This is a genomic window from uncultured Psychrobacter sp. (genome assembly GCF_947500265.1).
Classification (GTDB): domain Bacteria; phylum Pseudomonadota; class Gammaproteobacteria; order Pseudomonadales; family Moraxellaceae; genus Psychrobacter.
The window spans coordinates 279,678-296,408 of sequence record NZ_CANMRN010000004.1 but is presented as its reverse complement, the minus strand read 5'-3'; the positions used below and the strand labels follow the sequence as shown (position 1 = coordinate 296,408).

Here is a 16,731-nt window from a genome sequence, read left to right as displayed (position 1 = left end):
TATTTTTTTAATACATCATATAGCATCAAGGTTTCTTACAATTTAGCTTCCGTTTATAAGTTATTAGCTTTGTAGATTAGAGTCTCTTTAAAAAAATCTTTGTGCTATATAATTCAAATTGTCTATAAAGACATATAATAACTTGACTAATGTCTTAAACATTAGGTATTAATTATAAGGAAGCATTTAAATCATTAATAAAAGATCAGAAAAAGTTGTTACTATTATTCATTTAATGTTCGATACGCATCACATCCATTTTGATTACCATTATCACAAGCCTTACCGAACCACTCTTTTGCTTGGAATTTATCTTGACGAACGCCTCTACCTTTTTGGTAAATTGTACCTAGTTGATATTGAGATGCGGCATGACCTTGCCAAGCTGCCTTTTGATACCAACTCACTGCTGCAAAAAAGTCTTGACGAACGCCTCTACCTTCTTGGTAAATTGTACCTAGTTGATATTGAGATGCGGCATGACCTTGCCAAGCTGCCTTTTGATACCAGCTCACTGCTGCAAAAAAGTCTTGACGAACGCCTCTACCTTCTTGATAAAGTGAACCTAGTTGATATTGAGATGCGGCATGACCTTGCCAAGCTGCCTTTTGATACCAGCTCACTGCTACAAAAAAGTCTTGACGAACGCCTCTACCTTCTTGATAAAGTGATCCCAGTTGATATTGAGATGCAGCATGACCTTGCCAAGCTGCCTTTTGATACCAGTTCACTGCTGCAAAAAAGTCTTGACGAATACCTCTACCTTTTTGGTAAATTGTACCCAGTTGATATTGAGATGCAGCATGACCTTGCCAAGCTGCCTTTTGATACCAGCTCACTGCTGCAAAAAAGTCTTGACGAACGCCTCTACCTTCTTGGTAAAGTGATCCCAGTTGATATTGAGATGCAGCATGACCTTGCCAAGCTGCCTTTTGATACCAGCTCACTGCTGCAAAAAAGTCTTGACGAACGCCTCTACCTTCTTGGTAAAGTGATCCCAGTTGATATTGAGATGCGGCATGACCTTGCTCAGCTGCTTTTCGATATGATTCAGCAACTATAGAAAAATCCTCTCCTAAATAAGATCTTTTTCTTTTACGGACAAAAATCTTCCTTGCTAACTTAAAAACCATTATGTATTCTTAGAAAATATATTATTTATGTTAAAGAGAAGCAGTACTAAACGACTTGGTTGTTTCCATATACTTAATTATGGCATTGTATCATTCTTAGTATTATACTTTTGAATAAAATATTTTTTAACACAGTACAGGTTGTCATCTATATGTGGGCTAATTATTTTTGAACCAGCCATTTTTATATTTTTAAGTATAAAGTTAGGTATATCCCAATAGAGCCAGTGGATTAATCCCTAGAATCTATTCATAGACCACGTAAAATAGACTAATACAATGGCGTTACTTATAACAAACTTTAAGAATAGTTATATCTGTTAGGCTTTACTCGATTACTTTATATTCTCATAATACATTTAAAAGATAATCTCTTATACTACGCTCCAAAACCTCAAGTTTTTCAAAATATCTTTTTATCAAGTCATCAATATCTTGTAGCACTGCGCATATAGGTCACTTAATGATAACTCACCGTTTTTTGGTGATCATTTTATCAAAAACCTTTTGCACAGCTTTGTGACTACGCTCACGGATATTAGTCTCATTTAGAATGATGCATTTTTTTGAGAGTTAAAGGATGATAAGAGAATAACAAACGCAGAGCACCATGTGATGCTCTGCGTTTGTTGGATTGAACTATATTTATAGAATACTGCGTCTAAATTGTAAATAGGCCGCTGTGATTGCCGCGGCATCTTCTACTTGCGGATAATGACCTAACATAGGCATATTGGTTATATCAGCATTGGGTATCAGCTGACGATAACGATCAATCATATGCTGACCTGAGATAGGATCTTTAGCACCTGCGATCAATTTAACCGGTACAGTACTGTCGATAATCGCACCTACCCATCGCTCGCGGTACTGCTGACGTTGGGGCATATAGTTAATCAGCTTATGCATCACACCCAACCCATCATTGTGATTTAATAGCTGCCATAGCGTATCTATCACCTCTGCTGTGGGCTGCGTGTCGGGGCCAAATATCCGTTGTAGACTGCCCGCAAATTTCTGCTTATTAATCAGCTTTGATACCAGAGGACCCAGTGGCGATAGTAGTAGTTTCTGCACCAAGATAGGTTTGTGCGTCTCTGGAAACAGACCACCGTTTAAGAAGCATACGCTAGCGATGTGTCGCTCAGCGCTCCCTTCTACTTGTCTTGCTAGCAACTCCTGAGCCACCGTATCACCATAGTCATGCGCTAATATATGATAATCACTGACGCCCAGTTTTTGCAAAACAGCTTGATAAATATCGGCCTGCTCACTGATTAGATAGCGCGCGTTTTTGGGTTTATCTGATAATCCAAACCCCAGCATATCGAGGGTAATAACATAATAATGCTCGGTTAGCGCATCCCACATACCCTCCCAGTCCCAGCTAGCACTAGGATAACCATGAATCAATAGCAATACAGGCGCACTCTTATCCCCTGCATACCGAGTAAAGATTTGATGCCCGTTAATGGATTCATATTGCCCCTGCCGTTGCCACTCATCAAGAGTTATCATTAGAGACTTACTCCTCAAATGATGGGTCAGTGCGGCGTAGCTTTCTTAACAATGCAGGCCAGGCGATATCGCCATTCGCGCCACGGGTGACTTGCTCTGATGCAGCTTGGATACCTGCCAATATTTGTGCTGGTATCGGCGTCAAGGCACCTCCTCCGCTCTGCGCTTTGATCTGAATCTCGCAAGCTCTTTGCATGATATACATGTATAAGAACGCATTGGCAACCGTATCGGCACAAGTGAGCAGACCATGGTTACGCAAAATCATAAAGTGAGCATCACCTAAATCAGCAACCAAACGAACCTTTTCTTCAGGGTTTAATGCGACACCTTCGTAGTCGTGGTATGCCAAGTTGGATAGCGGAAATAATGATTGTTGCGAGATAGGTAGCAGGCCTTTTTCTTGCGCTGAGACGGCAACGCCATCATTTGTATGTAGATGGATGACGCAATGCGCATCATCACGAGCCTCGTGCACAGCACTATGAATGATAAATCCAGCTGGATTTACGTCAAACTCTGATGGTGCTACTTTCTCGCCTGCTTTATTGACCTTAACCAGACTGGATGCGGTAATCTCTTCAAATAGCATCCCGTACGGATTGATTAAAAACTCATCCTCGGTACCTGGTACGCGCGCAGAGATATGAGTGAATACCAAATCGTCCCAGCCATAAGAGGCAATCATTCGATAACAGGCTGCAAGATTTACTCGCATCTGCCACTCTTGTTCGCTCATATTATGGTGTACACTCGATGTTGAATCCATTGATGTCGCGGTTTGCATAGCTGTTTGCATGGTGTATTCCTTTACTGTTTTAGATATCCCGAATGATTACTTTACACCATTTCATAAAACCAAATCTGTCAAAAATATTACACTTATGAATATTAATCATTATTTAAATAACGATCCATGGTTTAGTCAACTACCAGCCATTGTGCAGCCGCTACTGGCAGGCGATGCGGTGCTAAAGGTATACCAAAAAGGTCAAATGATTCATGCCATCGGTGACAACGATGATGCCGCTTTACACTTTGTCGTGTCGGGTACGATCAGAGTCTGTAATGTGAGCGCTAGTGGACATGCCATGACACTGGCGCATCTATCTAGTGGCGAGTGGTTTGGTGAAATATCTATCATAGATAACAATCCTCGCACCCATGATGCGTGGACGATTAACAAAGTGACGCTAATCTCTATCCCTAGAAATCTAGTGATTCAAACAGCGCAGTTGCATCCGATTTTATACAAGCACCTCGCGCTTATAACCTGCGAGCGAATCCGACGAGCATTTGACTGGATTGATGATGCTACCTCACTCAACACTTCAGCGCGATTGGCTAGCATGCTGATTGGACTGATCGACACTTATGGTAAGCAAATAGGAGACGATATCAAAATAGATCTGCGCTTATCGCAAGAAGAGCTGGGCTTTATGCTTGGCACCACCAGACAAACCATCAATAAAATTATTCAATCGTGGCAAAAGCAGCATCTTATCGATATGCACTATGGTTTTATCACCATAAAGGACAAATCTCAGTTGATGGCAATAATGAATCCTGCCTGACTTGAATATATAAAGCTATCTCAACAATTCACACAACATCTAACTTATGATAGTTAGCATCAACTGCCTTAACATCTTCTTAACAGACCACTTGCTATGGTAAGGAATGACGTTTCCTACCATCTGTTGAGAAGTATCTGTATGTCCATACCTCAAGTCATCAAGACCAATGTGCTAAAAATCAACGCACCCAACGCCAACGCAAAAACCAGCTACCTTAGTAAGCTCTATGATCGTGAGATAAGTCTCAGTTATCTTATTATCATCGTGGCTTTATATTTGGTAGCGACTGCAAATATTGGGTTTTTTGAGAAGGTGCTGGCTATCTATCCATTTAGCAAAAATGTCGGATTTATCCTGTCTATTATTGGCTTGTTATTTGGACTGATGTGGCTGGTATTGCAACTGCTTTGCTATCGCCCAATTGCCAAACCAGTATTGATTGCGCTGCTAATCACTGCCGCCGTCTGTGGTTATTTTACCGATGCTTATGGAACAGTATTTGACACAAACATGCTGATCAATAGTCTGGAAACTGATCAAGCAGAGGCGATGGGGTTGTTTGCCCCCAGCATGGTCATTCGGATGCTACTACTGAGCGTGTTGCCAGCATTTATCATTAGCAAAATTCGTTTAAAACGCTCTACGTGGCAGCGAGGCATACTACAAAAAACAGCCACCTTGATACTGTCTGTCGCGCTAATCGCCGTTTGCATTTTGCCATTTGGTGACCAATACGCCAGCTTCTTTCGTCAACATAAACAAGTTCGCTCTTATGCCAACCCGATCACGCCTATTTACTCTACGATCAAACTTGGCGAAAACTATATCGATGAGCTACGCCGTCCTGATACTTTCACGCTACATGCGACAGATGCAAAGCGTGTGTCACCTGCTAATAGTGTGAGTGGCAGCAGAAAACCTAAATTGATGGTGTTTGTGGTTGGCGAAACAGCTCGCGCTGATCACTTCGGTTTAAATGGCTATACACGCAACACCACACCCCTGCTCTCAAAGCAGTCAGATCTCTATAGCTTTAAAGATGCCGTCTCCTGCGGAACCTCTACGGCCTACTCCGTACCTTGCATGTTCAGCTATGCAAATCGAACAGACTACGATATCGATACCGCTAAGTATAATGAAAACGTATTAGATACACTAAACAAGCAAGGGGTCAATGTCATTTGGCGCGACAATAACTCTAGCTCAAAAGGAGTGGCTGATCGCGTTATTTTTGAAGACTACAAAACAGCTGACACAAACCCCAACTGTGATGCTGAATGCCGAGATATCGGTATGCTTGATGGGTTTGATGCACTTGTAAAGTCAGGCAGCTCACCGAAAGATACGCCTAAAGATACACTTATTTTGCTGCATCAAATGGGCAATCATGGCCCCGCCTATTACCAGCGCTATCCAAAAGAATTTGAAGCGTATAACCCTGTCTGCATGACCAATGAGCTGTCTAAATGTGATGCTCAGTCTGTGATCAACGGCTACGATAATGCGATTCGTTATACCGATTACTTTTTGAACAATGTGATTGATACGTTAAAACCTTATGAGCAAGATTATGATGTGGTAATGGTATATATTAGTGATCATGGGGAGAGTTTGGGTGAAAATAATATCTACCTGCACGGCTTGCCCTATAAGTTCGCACCAGATGCCCAAAAACACGTGCCTACGATAGTTTGGTCGCCCAATAGTAATAGTATCGATACTGAAAGTCTTTCTAGTATGGTCAATCAGCCAGTGTCACACGATTTTATTACGCCGACATTGCTTAGCTTTTTTGGTATTACCACCGATGAAGTCAAAGGTGAAGCAACTTTTTTTAAATTGGGTCATTCTAGTTGAGTGGCTAAAAATAATTTACTTTAAATAGTGTTTGAAAAGTAGCTCATCAAATTTGTTTTTATATCGCTCAGTTCTTTTAGGTAACCACTATTTTTTAGGTCAGCATCATGTACAAGATACTCGTCATTGAAGACAACCCCGATATCGTGGCCAATATTTATGCTTTTTTTGAGCCAAAAGGTTTTGAATTGGACAACGCACATAATGGCTATAGCGGGCTAACACTTGCCTCAAACAATCGTTATGATGTGATACTACTCGATGTGATGCTGCCAGGTATGGATGGCACGCAGCTGTGCAAAAAACTCAGAGAAGAGTTGCATGACAAAACGCCTGTGCTAATGCTCACGGCTCGCGATACAATCTTGGATAAAGTCGCTGGTTTTGATAGCGGTGCTGATGATTATTTGGTCAAGCCGTTTTCGTTGGTCGAGTTGGAGTGCCGTATCAAAGCGCTCATACGTCGCCATGAGGACGATCATTTTGCCCACAGTATTGCGGTCGGAGCGTTGTCCTTAAACAATAGTGAGCATACTATTATGCGTGAGGGACAATCACTGAAGCTTACCCCCACTGGCTTTAAAATATTGCATATCCTCATGAGTGCAGCGCCTAGAGTCGTCAGTAAAACTGAGATTGAAGAAAAAGTATGGGGACTAGATGTACCGAGTAGTGATGCACTGCGCACCCATATGCATAGTGTGCGCGCACAGGTTGATAAGCCATTTGACACACCTATGATAGTCACAGTACCTGGCGTAGGTTACCAAGTTGTTGACCCTAACAAATCAGCAAGCGCGTAGTCATCATTGCAGTATGGATTGAATAAACCTTATCCAATTTACTAACTGACTGACCGTATCGTATTTATTGCTCTATTATATATAGCTCTGTTATATATCGCCTTCTTCTATTAGGTTGTCCTACGCCATGCCCAATATAGACTCGATAGCCAATAAATTCAGACTGTCTTACTTCATATTCGCGTTATTACTGTGCGCAGCTTTTGTCAGTATTTTCTTGTACGCAGAGAGCCGAATAGAGCAAGATTTGGTCAAGGCTCGCCTGTTGCAGCAGCTAGAGCTTAGCCAAGAAAAGCATGGTGATCAGCCTATTTATGTCGCTGAACCAGGTATCAAGATTTATCGCTATGACAAAGCACCTGCTAGTTTGCAAGCGATAGCCAATGACACGGTGCAAGAGACCTCTGTCACTGTTAATAAAAAATCTGGAGCAGGTCATTCCAACCTGCATCTTTTCGCCTACACCCAAGACGGTCGAACCTATATTTTGACTTACCTAGAAAACACCGAAATGGTGATGGAAAATTATCCAGTCTTGGCGATATTTGAGCACCTAGAAGACATATTTGCAGATACGCTAAAAGTAGCCGTGATTTTAAGCTTACTTATCGCTGCTATTTTTTCCCAATTGTCCTCTAAACAAATCATCAAGCCTCTATTGGATTTAAAGCGAGCCGTTGAGACCGATCATCATAACTTAAGCGATTTGACACACTTGCCATCTGAGGTCGGTGTCTTGGCAAGGGCTATCGATGAGAAAAACCACAAGTTAGAGCAGTACCTCAAGCGCGAGCAACTATTTACTGGTGATGTCAGCCACGAGCTGCGCACACCGTTGACTATTATTATGGGGGCTTCCGAGGTATTGGCCTCGCAATTAGACGCTGACAGCCACTTAAATGAATTTACCAACCGTATCAGTACCACGGCCAAAGAAACTTCCGAGATTATAACCGCCCTGCTTCTACTATCGCGCGCGCCTGAAAAGTTAGACGCACCGCAAACCTCTATCAACAATATCGCTTTAGCAGAAATGCAGCGCCTAAAATACTTACTGCGGTATAAGTCTGTCACTTGTCAGGTAATTGCTGAGCAGGAATACAGCGCTTACGTACGGCCCGAACTCCTAAAAATGGCATTGGGCAACCTCATAAAAAATGCGTTTCAATATACCGATGATGGCGAGGTAACCATTACTATTGATGACGGAAAAATTACGGTAACTGATACTGGCTTAGGTATTCCTGAAGCGATGATGCCTCTACTCTATGAACGGTTTGAGCGATTAGAGTCTCATTATAAAGACGAGCAAACAATCCTGTTGTCAGAGCATGAGACAAAACATAAGGTTGAAGGCTCAGGTCTAGGACTCAGTATCGTCCAGCGTATCATGTCGCATATGGGCTGGCAGCTCACTCACCAAGCCAACCGCTCAGGTGGCAGCACCTTTAGTATTTATTATAAGTAACCTTGTGATAGTCCAAAGACATATTCATTTCCTAATAATAATTGCTGATTGGGAAACGACAAATTTAAACAACCATTACGCTTTATTCTCATCCATCCATCTCCTCTTAACGTTTTCTTAACTTCTTCCGTCTTATACTCAGGCTATCTTAATTTTAATAGACCATTAAGAATGCCCTATGAAGCAAATTACTCATACCAACCTTGTAGGCCCATCAGCCGAGCATAGTTCTATCAATCAGACGACGCATGATAATGCACTCACAGCTGATAGCTTTGCGAGTCATGCTAAAGGTAAAACAGGGCTTTACCGCATCATAAAAGCCACTGGCTACTCTCTAGACGGCTTTAAAGCCGCATATAAATTGGAAGCGGCTTTTAGACAAGTTGTGTGGCTCAATTTTGCGCTACTGACAGCTGTCATCGTTATGCCTTTTGCACTTGGTATAAAAATGATGCTGGTCGTCGCTTCTTTTTTGTCTTTGATTGTCGAGCTGCTCAATACAGGACTCGAAGCCTGTGTTGACCATACTTCAACCGCCAAACACCCGCTCGCAAAAATCGCAAAAGATGTCGGATCTGCGGCACAGTTTTTGTCTTTATGTTTGTTAATGGCTTTATGGGTCATGGCGTTGTCTGCGCTATTTTATTAAAGTCTGCTCTATTTTATTAAAGCATGGCGAGCATTCGTATAACAGCGCAACACGCTGCTAGCACTATCTTAGACAAACAATGAAACGAAGGTCGTATTAGGATCTATCAACATCGCATATACGTTATCAGGTGTAGTCATGACTTCAGAAAACAACGCAATGACTTGGGACTGGCTAAAACTACTGTGCGTGACCATCATGGCCACCTTGGTTTTTGAGCATAGCCAATTAGATGTACGCATCAGTGAGCTTTTTTATAATAATGATCACTGGCTACTTGAAAAAGGCGCGCAGCCTTATGCATTTATCTTTTATGATTTGCCCAAAGTATTATTGATTATATTGGCTGTCTACCTCATAGCGGTTTTAATCATCAAGTATAGACAGGCAAGGCTTAATGCTACTGCCTTAAACCGTAATAAGTATAATCGTAGTAAGCTCAGTCATAATAAGCTTGATAAATTTCTACTTCCTTTACCTATGCGCGAGATTGGCTACCTACTGATTATATTGGCGATTGTACCTGCTATCATTGCCACGCTCAAAGGCGTCACCCATGTTAGTTGCCCAAATGACTTAGTTATTTTTAATGGGGATCTGCCCTACCTCAATCTTTGGCAAAACATCGTAGCAGCAACGCCTGCCAGATGCTTCCCAGCAGCTCACGCCAGCGCAGGGTTTTCTTTATATGGACTGGCTTTTTTACCGACACTAAGAAAACACCGCTACCAGATAGTCATATCAGTAACTGTTTTGGGCTGGACAATGGGACTGTATAAGATGCTGTTTGGCGATCATTTCTTTAGCCATACATTGGTCTCAATGCTGCTGTCATTAACGATAGCCTGTGCGCTCGCAGCCCTATTTTTCAAACAATCGATTAAGATTAAGGCACACAGCACCAACAATAATAAAGGACGTACTGGTCTTAGCTTGTCTAACATTGAGCATTCTAATACTTAAAGTCAGCACTTAGGTTCAGTACTTATGCATCAGTAATTAGGTATCAGTACTTATGCATCAATACTTATTTATCAGTACTTTGAATTAACGTTCGGGCATGACAGAGTTGTTCGTTAACTCTTTACTAAAATAGCACTACTAAGTATTTGAAAAACCCTGTATAAATAATAAACAATCATTGGCTTATTGTTAAGTAAACGCACGGATAGCGCTTGTGAATAAGCTCCTCTATATCAATAGCCTGTAAAGGAATATAGCTATGCGCTTGTTGTTTATTAGGCCAAAACCTTCGCATATCTATTCCTTTTTGACCATTCCATTACTGCTCGCAAGCGCTGTAGCTGATAGCCATGCTGCTAGCTACACCATCAACCCTGCCAATACTCACATACGATTTTCCATTGAACGCTTCAAAAATTCGACCACGACTGGTGGCTTTTATGATATCAGAGGTCAATTGCAATACAATCCGAGCCTACAAACAGGCGACATCTCATTAATCATACCGATAGATTCTTTAAATACAGGCAATCCCTCTTTTAATGATAGCTTAACAGGGCCTGATTTTTTTGATATGCAGAGGTTTCCTTCAGCGCAGTTTGAATCGACAAAATGGCATTTCAATCAAGATAAAAAAAGCCCTCAGGTTACTCGGGTAGACGGACAACTGACCCTGCATGGCGAAACACATCCAATTAGCCTAACCGCGACTAAGTTCGATTGTTATCTAAACACGAGCATCAGAAAAGATGTTTGCGGTGGCGAGTTCACTGCTACGATTAATCGCACAAAATGGAATATCAATAAATTCGCTTGGTTCGGACTGACCAAAAACCTTGACTTAAGTATCAAGATCGAAGCCGCCAGACAGTAGTATTTTTAACGTTTCGCCACTGTCTTAATAGATACGGGTAGTGATTTGCAGAAAGCTTAAAAAGGAATTAGACATGATTCATCGGTATTATAAGGACATTGTGAAGCCATTTTCTGCCGTCGTGCCAGCATTGTCATTTTCTTCGATAATAACACTGACATTGGGATTCAGCTTAGTGTCTACCGCCGTGATGGCAGGCACGGTCACCCTACCAATGGAAACTTTGCCCAGTCGAATAACCCTACCAAATGTCAGCCCTGCTAATAGTGCGCTTGCCAATCGCGGCGCTTATGTAGCACGCAGCGCCGACTGTATGGCCTGCCACCGTGATGACTATAGTGGCGGCGTACCAATTGAGACGCCGATTGGCAATATCTACTCGACCAATATCACACCGTCAACGCGCTATGGCATCGGCAACTATACTGAATCTGACTTCAAAAAGGCTCTGCGAAAAGGTCGTGCACCCAATCATCAGCTTTATCCTGCGATGCCTTATCCGTCTTATCATGGCATGACAGATGAGGATATCAGCGCCTTGTTCGCGTACTTTCAGACCCTACCTATCGTAGACAAACCACCTGAAAAAACCACTCATTTGCCTTTCCCATTAAATATCAGAAGCCTCATGCTGACATGGAATGTCATCAATGTGCCCTCTACCGAAAATCGCTCAGGACTGACCCAGACCCAACAACGCGGTGAATACTTGGTCAATAACTTAGAGCATTGTGGAACCTGTCATACGCCGCGCAACCTAACACAAGGTCTTGATAAAGACCGCTATTTATCTGGCGCGCCACTTGGTAAATGGTTTGCACCAAATATCACGCCTGACAACGATACGGGTATCGGCCTTTGGAGCGAAATGGATATCGTAACTTACCTGCGTACAGGCACGCTTGATAAGCGCGCTTACGCGGGCGGGCCAATGGCAGAAGCCGTGGCGCATAGTACGCGTTATCTCACTGATGAAGACCTGATAGCGATGGCTGACTATTTAAAAGTCGTTCCAGCCATTAAGACCGATGATTATTTGATACCTGTCAATGTGTCTCGCCTACCGCAACCAGTCAGCGATTCTATTACTTATGACTTACTTGAGCAAAAAGACTATTTGGCACAGGCAAAAGCCGAGACGGTTACTAGTGTAAATAGCATGGTCAGCTCGCACGATGTAAATGATAGCAATTCGCCAAAAGACTTATATCTCATCCATTGCGCCAGTTGTCATGGGGTCGATGGTTACGCCCAGCCCGATGCGCGCTATGCATCCATCGTTGGCCTCAGTAGTATTCGCCGCGTAAAACCTGATGCGCTCGTTGGCGTGATTGCCTTTGGGGCAAAAGGTGCGTTTAACACAGCACCAAAAATGCCTGGCTTCTCAAAAGATTTAAGCCCTGCTCAGATTGCTGATATTACTAACTACGTACGGGTTAAGTTTGGTGGTTTACCGAACAGCGATGTCAGCGTGGCTGACGTCTCGCGTGTGATAAAAGAAAAAAGTTAGCTATAAAGAATAGGCATAAATTAATATTTTCAATAATAACGCAAAGACTTAGCACGATAAGGATAGTCCTATGAATGACCTGCTCCAATCTCCCACGCGGCGACAACTGCTCTCCATGATAGGCAAGACGGTAGGCGCGACCGCGATGTATCAAGCGATGACTACGTTGGGGTTTGCATCTGAGTCGAGCTTTAAAGAAGAGATGAATCTCAAAGGCGCACCGGCTGGCGCAAGTATCGTGGTTTTGGGTGCAGGATTGGGTGGTTTAACTGCGGCCTATGAGCTACGCAAAGCGGGCTATAAAGTCACCGTGCTTGAGTACCAAAATCGTGGCGGCGGCCGTAGCTGGACACTCAATAGTGGTGACAAATACACTGAATTAGGCGGTGCTGAAGTCACTTGCGACTTCGAAAAAGGCAATTACTTCAATGGTGGGCCATGGCGACTGCCCATCCATCATTATGCGGTCTTTCATTACTGCAAAAAGTTCGGTGTGGCACTACAGCCATTTATCCAGACCAATGATCGCGCTTATCTGCATCGTACCAATCACTTCGATGGTGCGCCGCAGCGCTTGGGCGAAGTGCAAAGCGATATACGCGGTTATGTGTCAGAGTTGTTGTCCAAAGCCGTCAATAAAGGCAGTCTCGATAGTACGGTCAATAAAGAAGACAAAGAAAAACTACTTGAGGGACTAAAAGGCTGGGGCGTCCTAGATACCAACTATCGCTATGTCAAAAGTCATGAAACAGGTAAGCATCGTGGCTATAGTGTATATCCCGGTGGTGGTCTGATGCCAGATGCTAAACCATCAACGCCTATACCGATGGATAAGCTACTAGACTCAGGCATGTGGTCGGACATTTATAACAACTATACCGTGCATGTGCATCAACCTACTATGTTTCAGCCTGTCGGCGGTATGGGAAAAATCGGTGATGCATTCACGCGCGAGTGTCGCGAGATGATTACGTTCAATGCCAAAGTCACTAAAATCAATCAAGACGAAACTGGGGTTACCGTTGACTATGTCGATAGCAACAGCCCTGACGGTGCAGCCAAAACAGTGCGCGCGGATTGGTGTATTTGCACCATTCCTTTGTCCATACTGACTCAAATTGATATCAATGTCTCTGCGCAAATGAAACAAGCAATGGCAGCTGTCCCTTATGATAGCTCTTACAAAGTTGGTTTGGAGTTTAAACGACGGTTTTGGGAAGAGGATGAATGGATCTATGGTGGCATCACTTATACCGATATGCCTATCTCACAAATCTCCTACCCGTCACAAGATATGTTTACCACAGGCTCGGGCGTGCTACTTGGCGCGTATGGGTTTGGGGAAGCCTCATACAAGTTTAACTCGTTGACTCCCAAAGAGCGTATCAACGCGGCGCTCGCCTATGGCAAACAGATTCATCCGCAATATACCAAAGAGTTCCGTTCGGGCACGTCTGTCGCATGGCACCGTATCCCTTGGTCGCTTGGCTGCTACGGTATCTGGAGTGAATCTAGTCGTGAGCAGTACTACGATACGCTTTGCGAGATTAATCACCGTATCGTACTGGCAGGTGAGCATTGCTCACATATTCCTGCATGGCAAGAAGGCGCGATACTATCTGGTATGGATGCCGCCAAACGCCTGCATCAAAAGGCTAAAAAGCTTGGGTAGCAGTGTTTTTTAATAAGCTTCTGTATAACACGTCTATCGTTGAAGCAAGGATGATAACAATGAGACTAGGCACATTAGGAACAATCATGAACGTGGTGACATCAAACCCAATCAAATTATCTAGCCCGCTCAGCTCGGGCAAATCAATAATGACGCTCATGGTTGGTGGGTCGATAGCGTTAATAACGTTGTCAGGCTGTAGTCAGTATAAAGCAGAAAACGTAGCCACTATAGCCAACCCGCAGACAGCACCAATGATATTCGACAAAAATTTTGACAATCAGGCCAGTCGCAATCAGGGCGCATGGGGCGGCGTATATATGGCCAAAAAAGAGTTGACTGAACCCGCTACCAATATCGTCGGTGTACGCTCAATACCAAACATGAGCGATGATGGCAGCATGCAGCAGTGGCTCACTAAATTTGAAGGCAGCATACAAGGCAAAACGGGGTTCTTTACCACTCATGGCAAAAAGCTCTACGATGACTCTTGTGCTGGTTGTCATATGCAAAAAGGTGAAGGCGCGCAAGGAGCAGGCTACTATCCACCACTGGCCAACAACAGCAAGATGCAATCGAAGTATTATATTATTAGTGTCGTTATCAATGGCCTGCGCGGTATGCCATCGTTCCACCGCATGATGAGTGATGAACAAATAGCAGCCGTCACACAATACGTGCATAGCGATCTAAATAGCTTCACAGATATAGTGACTCCTGCCAATGTCGCACAGCTACGCCATGACTTCCCACTAGGATCAGATCCTAGTGAGTAAGTCAAATACACGACAAAATAGCTAGCCTTCAATACGCTTAGGCGGCACCGAATACGTGCCAACTACGTGAGCCACAATGTCATCAGAGCCTTCTGAATACAGAGATACCTCGCCTACTATCAACGTGCGTCCTACTTTCATCAAGGTACATTCAGCGATAATACGAGCACTTGCTGATGGCTTACGCAAGAAATTGATGGTCAAACTCGTCGTCACCGTTAACGGGACAATACCAATTCTTCCGAGTATCGCCACATAAATGGCTACATCAGCGACAGCCATCATGACAGGTCCTGAAACGGTGCCACCGGGACGAAGCTCATTTACACCGATCTCATGCGATAAGGTCGCACCATTTTCGTTGACCGCCTCGACGACGCATTTGGTTTGGGGAAACTCCAATGCCATAAAGGCGCTGATTTCTTCTTTGGTTGCAGACATAACTCTTCCTTGAATTGAACTATCCATGTTGATTTGTTTAATACATTTGCACGATCATCGCTAGATAGCAAAGTAGAAACTACTTCCGCCTATGCTACAGGGCTCTTTTAATGCTCTAAATTACGTACCGACTATACATATCTCAATGTATCACGGGCGTGCCTTCTGTACTAAAGGCAAATCCTTTATTGCTAAAATTACCGATCATGACCGCTTCTATCACTGGTTTGACGGTTTCATCCATACCTTCGACTTCGATGATAAAATTAGCGCCAGAACCACCTTTGTCCTCTTCTTTTTCGACGATATAGTTGAGCGTGGCCATCGCTGGTAGCTCGATAGGCTTATCTAGATATGATTTGACCAATGCCCCATCCGTATCATAATAATCAATTTTATTGATATACAATGACTTTTTGAGCGTGGTGTTACGTACACTCAGCGTCGCCGATAGCAGCACCTTGCGAGCGTCTCTATCGGTATAGATATCAGAATAAATCGGCACATAAAAGGTTTGCTTGTAACCAAACTGACTGTGATCCACGTCTGAGGTAATCGCCAACTCTTTAATCGGGTCTTTTTGATGCTCGGACAGAAGAACGTTCGGGTCTTGCGCGGACTGATCACAACCTGACAGTAGTGCCATTATAGCGATCAGTAGGACAGATATACTTCGCTTATTCATAATCATTTCCCTATACCTTCTGGTATCACTGCGATGGCAAGCTACTATTTGATTTTCACACCCACACTACGTAAGAACTGATTGATATGTTTGTTGGCACCATAGATCACCAGTACATCGCGCTCTTGCAATACTTGCTCAGGCGTCGCCAAACCTTGAATGCTAGGCTTGCTCTGCGTACGACCAAAACTGTCTTCATAATACTCATAGCGCAACGTACTAAGCAATCGGATATTAAACTTTTGCTCTAACTGTAAGTCGTCGACAGTCTTACCAATCAGCACATTTGGAATCTTAATCTCTACCATGCTGAAGTTATCGCTCAATTCAAACGAATCGACAAAATAGCGTAGTGACAGACGCTTGGCCCAGCGATTGGCCGCTTCTTTTTCAGGGTGAATCAAATCATCCACGCCGATGGCTTGGAGGACTTTTTCATGTAGCGGATTGATACTACGGCTGATCAAACGCTTGGCTTTTAACGTCTTAAATAGCGCTGTTGCCATAACATTGGCCCCTTGATCTTCACCAATCGCCACGATGACGATATCAGTATCAACGATTGGTAGTCCGCTAACTGTATACTCGTCCGTGGCATCCATACACAGCGTATGAGAAATAACTTCTTTATACGCTTCAACCCGTTGCATACTACTATCAATAGCAATCACTTCATGACCTTGGCTGGTCAATGCCGACCCTAACGATGCACCAAAATTCCCTAGCCCTACGATGATGTACTTCATAACTTAAACAACCTTTTTAGTATTTTTTGCTATTTATTAAGAACGACATAGTGTGT

General features: G+C 43.3%; 16 protein-coding genes. 10 read left to right on the top strand and 6 right to left on the bottom strand.

Going from position 1 to position 16,731, the window contains the following annotated elements; all coding sequences use genetic code 11:
- Nucleotides 1–224: 224 nt before the first annotated feature.
- The 3 genes from Q0788_RS08325 to Q0788_RS08315 all read right to left on the bottom strand — a co-directional run bounded on the left by Q0788_RS08325 (nucleotide 225) and on the right by Q0788_RS08315 (nucleotide 3,450).
- Entirely contained in the window at nucleotides 225–1,133 is a 909-nt protein-coding gene (locus tag Q0788_RS08325) for a tetratricopeptide repeat protein (protein WP_298809510.1), read from the bottom strand.
- A gap of 645 nt (nucleotides 1,134–1,778) precedes the next feature.
- Nucleotides 1,779–2,651 (bottom strand): alpha/beta hydrolase, encoded by an 873-nt coding sequence (locus tag Q0788_RS08320; RefSeq protein ID WP_298809507.1) that lies wholly within the window; start codon nucleotides 2,649–2,651, stop codon nucleotides 1,779–1,781.
- A 7-nt stretch (nucleotides 2,652–2,658) separates the two neighbouring features.
- On the bottom strand, nucleotides 2,659–3,450 hold the full coding sequence (locus Q0788_RS08315; RefSeq protein WP_298809503.1) for a class II aldolase/adducin family protein: 792 nt from the start codon (nucleotides 3,448–3,450) through the stop codon (nucleotides 2,659–2,661).
- An 85-nt stretch (nucleotides 3,451–3,535) separates the two neighbouring features.
- Between Q0788_RS08315 and Q0788_RS08310 the strand changes: the two genes are divergently transcribed.
- The 10 genes from Q0788_RS08310 (at nucleotide 3,536) to Q0788_RS08265 (ending at nucleotide 14,803) form a co-directional block, all read left to right on the top strand.
- Nucleotides 3,536–4,225, top strand: coding sequence for a Crp/Fnr family transcriptional regulator (locus Q0788_RS08310; RefSeq protein ID WP_298809501.1), 690 nt, complete (start codon nucleotides 3,536–3,538; stop codon nucleotides 4,223–4,225).
- A gap of 141 nt (nucleotides 4,226–4,366) precedes the next feature.
- Nucleotides 4,367–6,085 carry a phosphoethanolamine transferase gene (locus tag Q0788_RS08305; protein WP_298809499.1) on the top strand — a complete coding sequence of 573 codons (1,719 nt, stop codon included), beginning with the start codon at nucleotides 4,367–4,369 and terminating at the stop codon, nucleotides 6,083–6,085.
- Nucleotides 6,086–6,192: 107 nt separating this feature from the next.
- A complete protein-coding gene (locus tag Q0788_RS08300; RefSeq protein ID WP_298809497.1) occupies nucleotides 6,193–6,888 on the top strand; it encodes a response regulator transcription factor in 696 nt (231 codons plus the stop codon).
- 127 nt (nucleotides 6,889–7,015) lie between these two features.
- Nucleotides 7,016–8,356 carry a HAMP domain-containing sensor histidine kinase gene (locus tag Q0788_RS08295; RefSeq protein ID WP_298809495.1) on the top strand — a complete coding sequence of 447 codons (1,341 nt, stop codon included), beginning with the start codon at nucleotides 7,016–7,018 and terminating at the stop codon, nucleotides 8,354–8,356.
- Nucleotides 8,357–8,534: 178 nt separating this feature from the next.
- On the top strand, nucleotides 8,535–9,008 hold the full coding sequence (locus Q0788_RS08290; RefSeq protein WP_298809492.1) for a diacylglycerol kinase: 474 nt from the start codon (nucleotides 8,535–8,537) through the stop codon (nucleotides 9,006–9,008).
- A 138-nt stretch (nucleotides 9,009–9,146) separates the two neighbouring features.
- Nucleotides 9,147–9,971 (top strand): PAP2 family lipid A phosphatase, encoded by an 825-nt coding sequence (locus Q0788_RS08285; protein WP_298809489.1) that lies wholly within the window; start codon nucleotides 9,147–9,149, stop codon nucleotides 9,969–9,971.
- A gap of 259 nt (nucleotides 9,972–10,230) precedes the next feature.
- Nucleotides 10,231–10,845, top strand: coding sequence for a YceI family protein (locus tag Q0788_RS08280; protein WP_298809486.1), 615 nt, complete (start codon nucleotides 10,231–10,233; stop codon nucleotides 10,843–10,845).
- A 190-nt stretch (nucleotides 10,846–11,035) separates the two neighbouring features.
- Nucleotides 11,036–12,355, top strand: coding sequence for a cytochrome c (locus Q0788_RS08275; RefSeq protein ID WP_298809609.1), 1,320 nt, complete (start codon nucleotides 11,036–11,038; stop codon nucleotides 12,353–12,355).
- 70 nt (nucleotides 12,356–12,425) lie between these two features.
- Entirely contained in the window at nucleotides 12,426–14,027 is a 1,602-nt protein-coding gene (locus Q0788_RS08270) for a flavin monoamine oxidase family protein (protein WP_298809484.1), read from the top strand.
- An 86-nt stretch (nucleotides 14,028–14,113) separates the two neighbouring features.
- Complete coding sequence (locus Q0788_RS08265) at nucleotides 14,114–14,803, top strand: c-type cytochrome (protein WP_298809606.1); 690 nt, start codon at nucleotides 14,114–14,116, stop codon at nucleotides 14,801–14,803.
- Between the two features lie 21 nt (nucleotides 14,804–14,824).
- Here Q0788_RS08265 and Q0788_RS08260 read toward each other — a convergent pair whose 3' ends face one another.
- The 3 genes from Q0788_RS08260 to Q0788_RS08250 form a co-directional block, all read right to left on the bottom strand.
- Complete coding sequence (locus Q0788_RS08260) at nucleotides 14,825–15,244, bottom strand: PaaI family thioesterase (RefSeq protein WP_298809482.1); 420 nt, start codon at nucleotides 15,242–15,244, stop codon at nucleotides 14,825–14,827.
- Between the two features lie 142 nt (nucleotides 15,245–15,386).
- On the bottom strand, nucleotides 15,387–15,929 hold the full coding sequence (locus tag Q0788_RS08255; protein ID WP_298809479.1) for a DUF3124 domain-containing protein: 543 nt from the start codon (nucleotides 15,927–15,929) through the stop codon (nucleotides 15,387–15,389).
- A gap of 44 nt (nucleotides 15,930–15,973) precedes the next feature.
- Nucleotides 15,974–16,675: a TrkA family potassium uptake protein gene (locus Q0788_RS08250; RefSeq protein WP_057761091.1), complete on the bottom strand. Its 702-nt coding sequence runs from the start codon at nucleotides 16,673–16,675 to the stop codon at nucleotides 15,974–15,976.
- Nucleotides 16,676–16,731: the final 56 nt, after the last annotated feature.

Excerpts from the sequence above, each read along its gene's own strand:
- Q0788_RS08325 (WP_298809510.1), bottom strand. The coding sequence starts at position 1,133 with ATGGTTTTTAAGTTAGCAAGGAAGATTTTTGTCCGTAAAAGAAAAAGA.
- Q0788_RS08320 (WP_298809507.1), bottom strand. The coding sequence starts at position 2,651 with ATGATAACTCTTGATGAGTGGCAACGGCAGGGGCAATATGAATCCATT.
- Q0788_RS08315 (WP_298809503.1), bottom strand. The coding sequence starts at position 3,450 with ATGCAAACAGCTATGCAAACCGCGACATCAATGGATTCAACATCGAGT.
- Q0788_RS08310 (WP_298809501.1), top strand. The coding sequence starts at position 3,536 with ATGAATATTAATCATTATTTAAATAACGATCCATGGTTTAGTCAACTA.
- Q0788_RS08305 (WP_298809499.1), top strand. The coding sequence starts at position 4,367 with ATGTCCATACCTCAAGTCATCAAGACCAATGTGCTAAAAATCAACGCA.
- Q0788_RS08300 (WP_298809497.1), top strand. The coding sequence starts at position 6,193 with ATGTACAAGATACTCGTCATTGAAGACAACCCCGATATCGTGGCCAAT.
- Q0788_RS08295 (WP_298809495.1), top strand. The coding sequence starts at position 7,016 with ATGCCCAATATAGACTCGATAGCCAATAAATTCAGACTGTCTTACTTC.
- Q0788_RS08290 (WP_298809492.1), top strand. The coding sequence starts at position 8,535 with ATGAAGCAAATTACTCATACCAACCTTGTAGGCCCATCAGCCGAGCAT.
- Q0788_RS08285 (WP_298809489.1), top strand. The coding sequence starts at position 9,147 with ATGACTTCAGAAAACAACGCAATGACTTGGGACTGGCTAAAACTACTG.
- Q0788_RS08280 (WP_298809486.1), top strand. The coding sequence starts at position 10,231 with ATGCGCTTGTTGTTTATTAGGCCAAAACCTTCGCATATCTATTCCTTT.
- Q0788_RS08275 (WP_298809609.1), top strand. The coding sequence starts at position 11,036 with ATGGCAGGCACGGTCACCCTACCAATGGAAACTTTGCCCAGTCGAATA.
- Q0788_RS08270 (WP_298809484.1), top strand. The coding sequence starts at position 12,426 with ATGAATGACCTGCTCCAATCTCCCACGCGGCGACAACTGCTCTCCATG.
- Q0788_RS08265 (WP_298809606.1), top strand. The coding sequence starts at position 14,114 with ATGAACGTGGTGACATCAAACCCAATCAAATTATCTAGCCCGCTCAGC.
- Q0788_RS08260 (WP_298809482.1), bottom strand. The coding sequence starts at position 15,244 with ATGTCTGCAACCAAAGAAGAAATCAGCGCCTTTATGGCATTGGAGTTT.
- Q0788_RS08255 (WP_298809479.1), bottom strand. The coding sequence starts at position 15,929 with ATGAATAAGCGAAGTATATCTGTCCTACTGATCGCTATAATGGCACTA.
- Q0788_RS08250 (WP_057761091.1), bottom strand. The coding sequence starts at position 16,675 with ATGAAGTACATCATCGTAGGGCTAGGGAATTTTGGTGCATCGTTAGGG.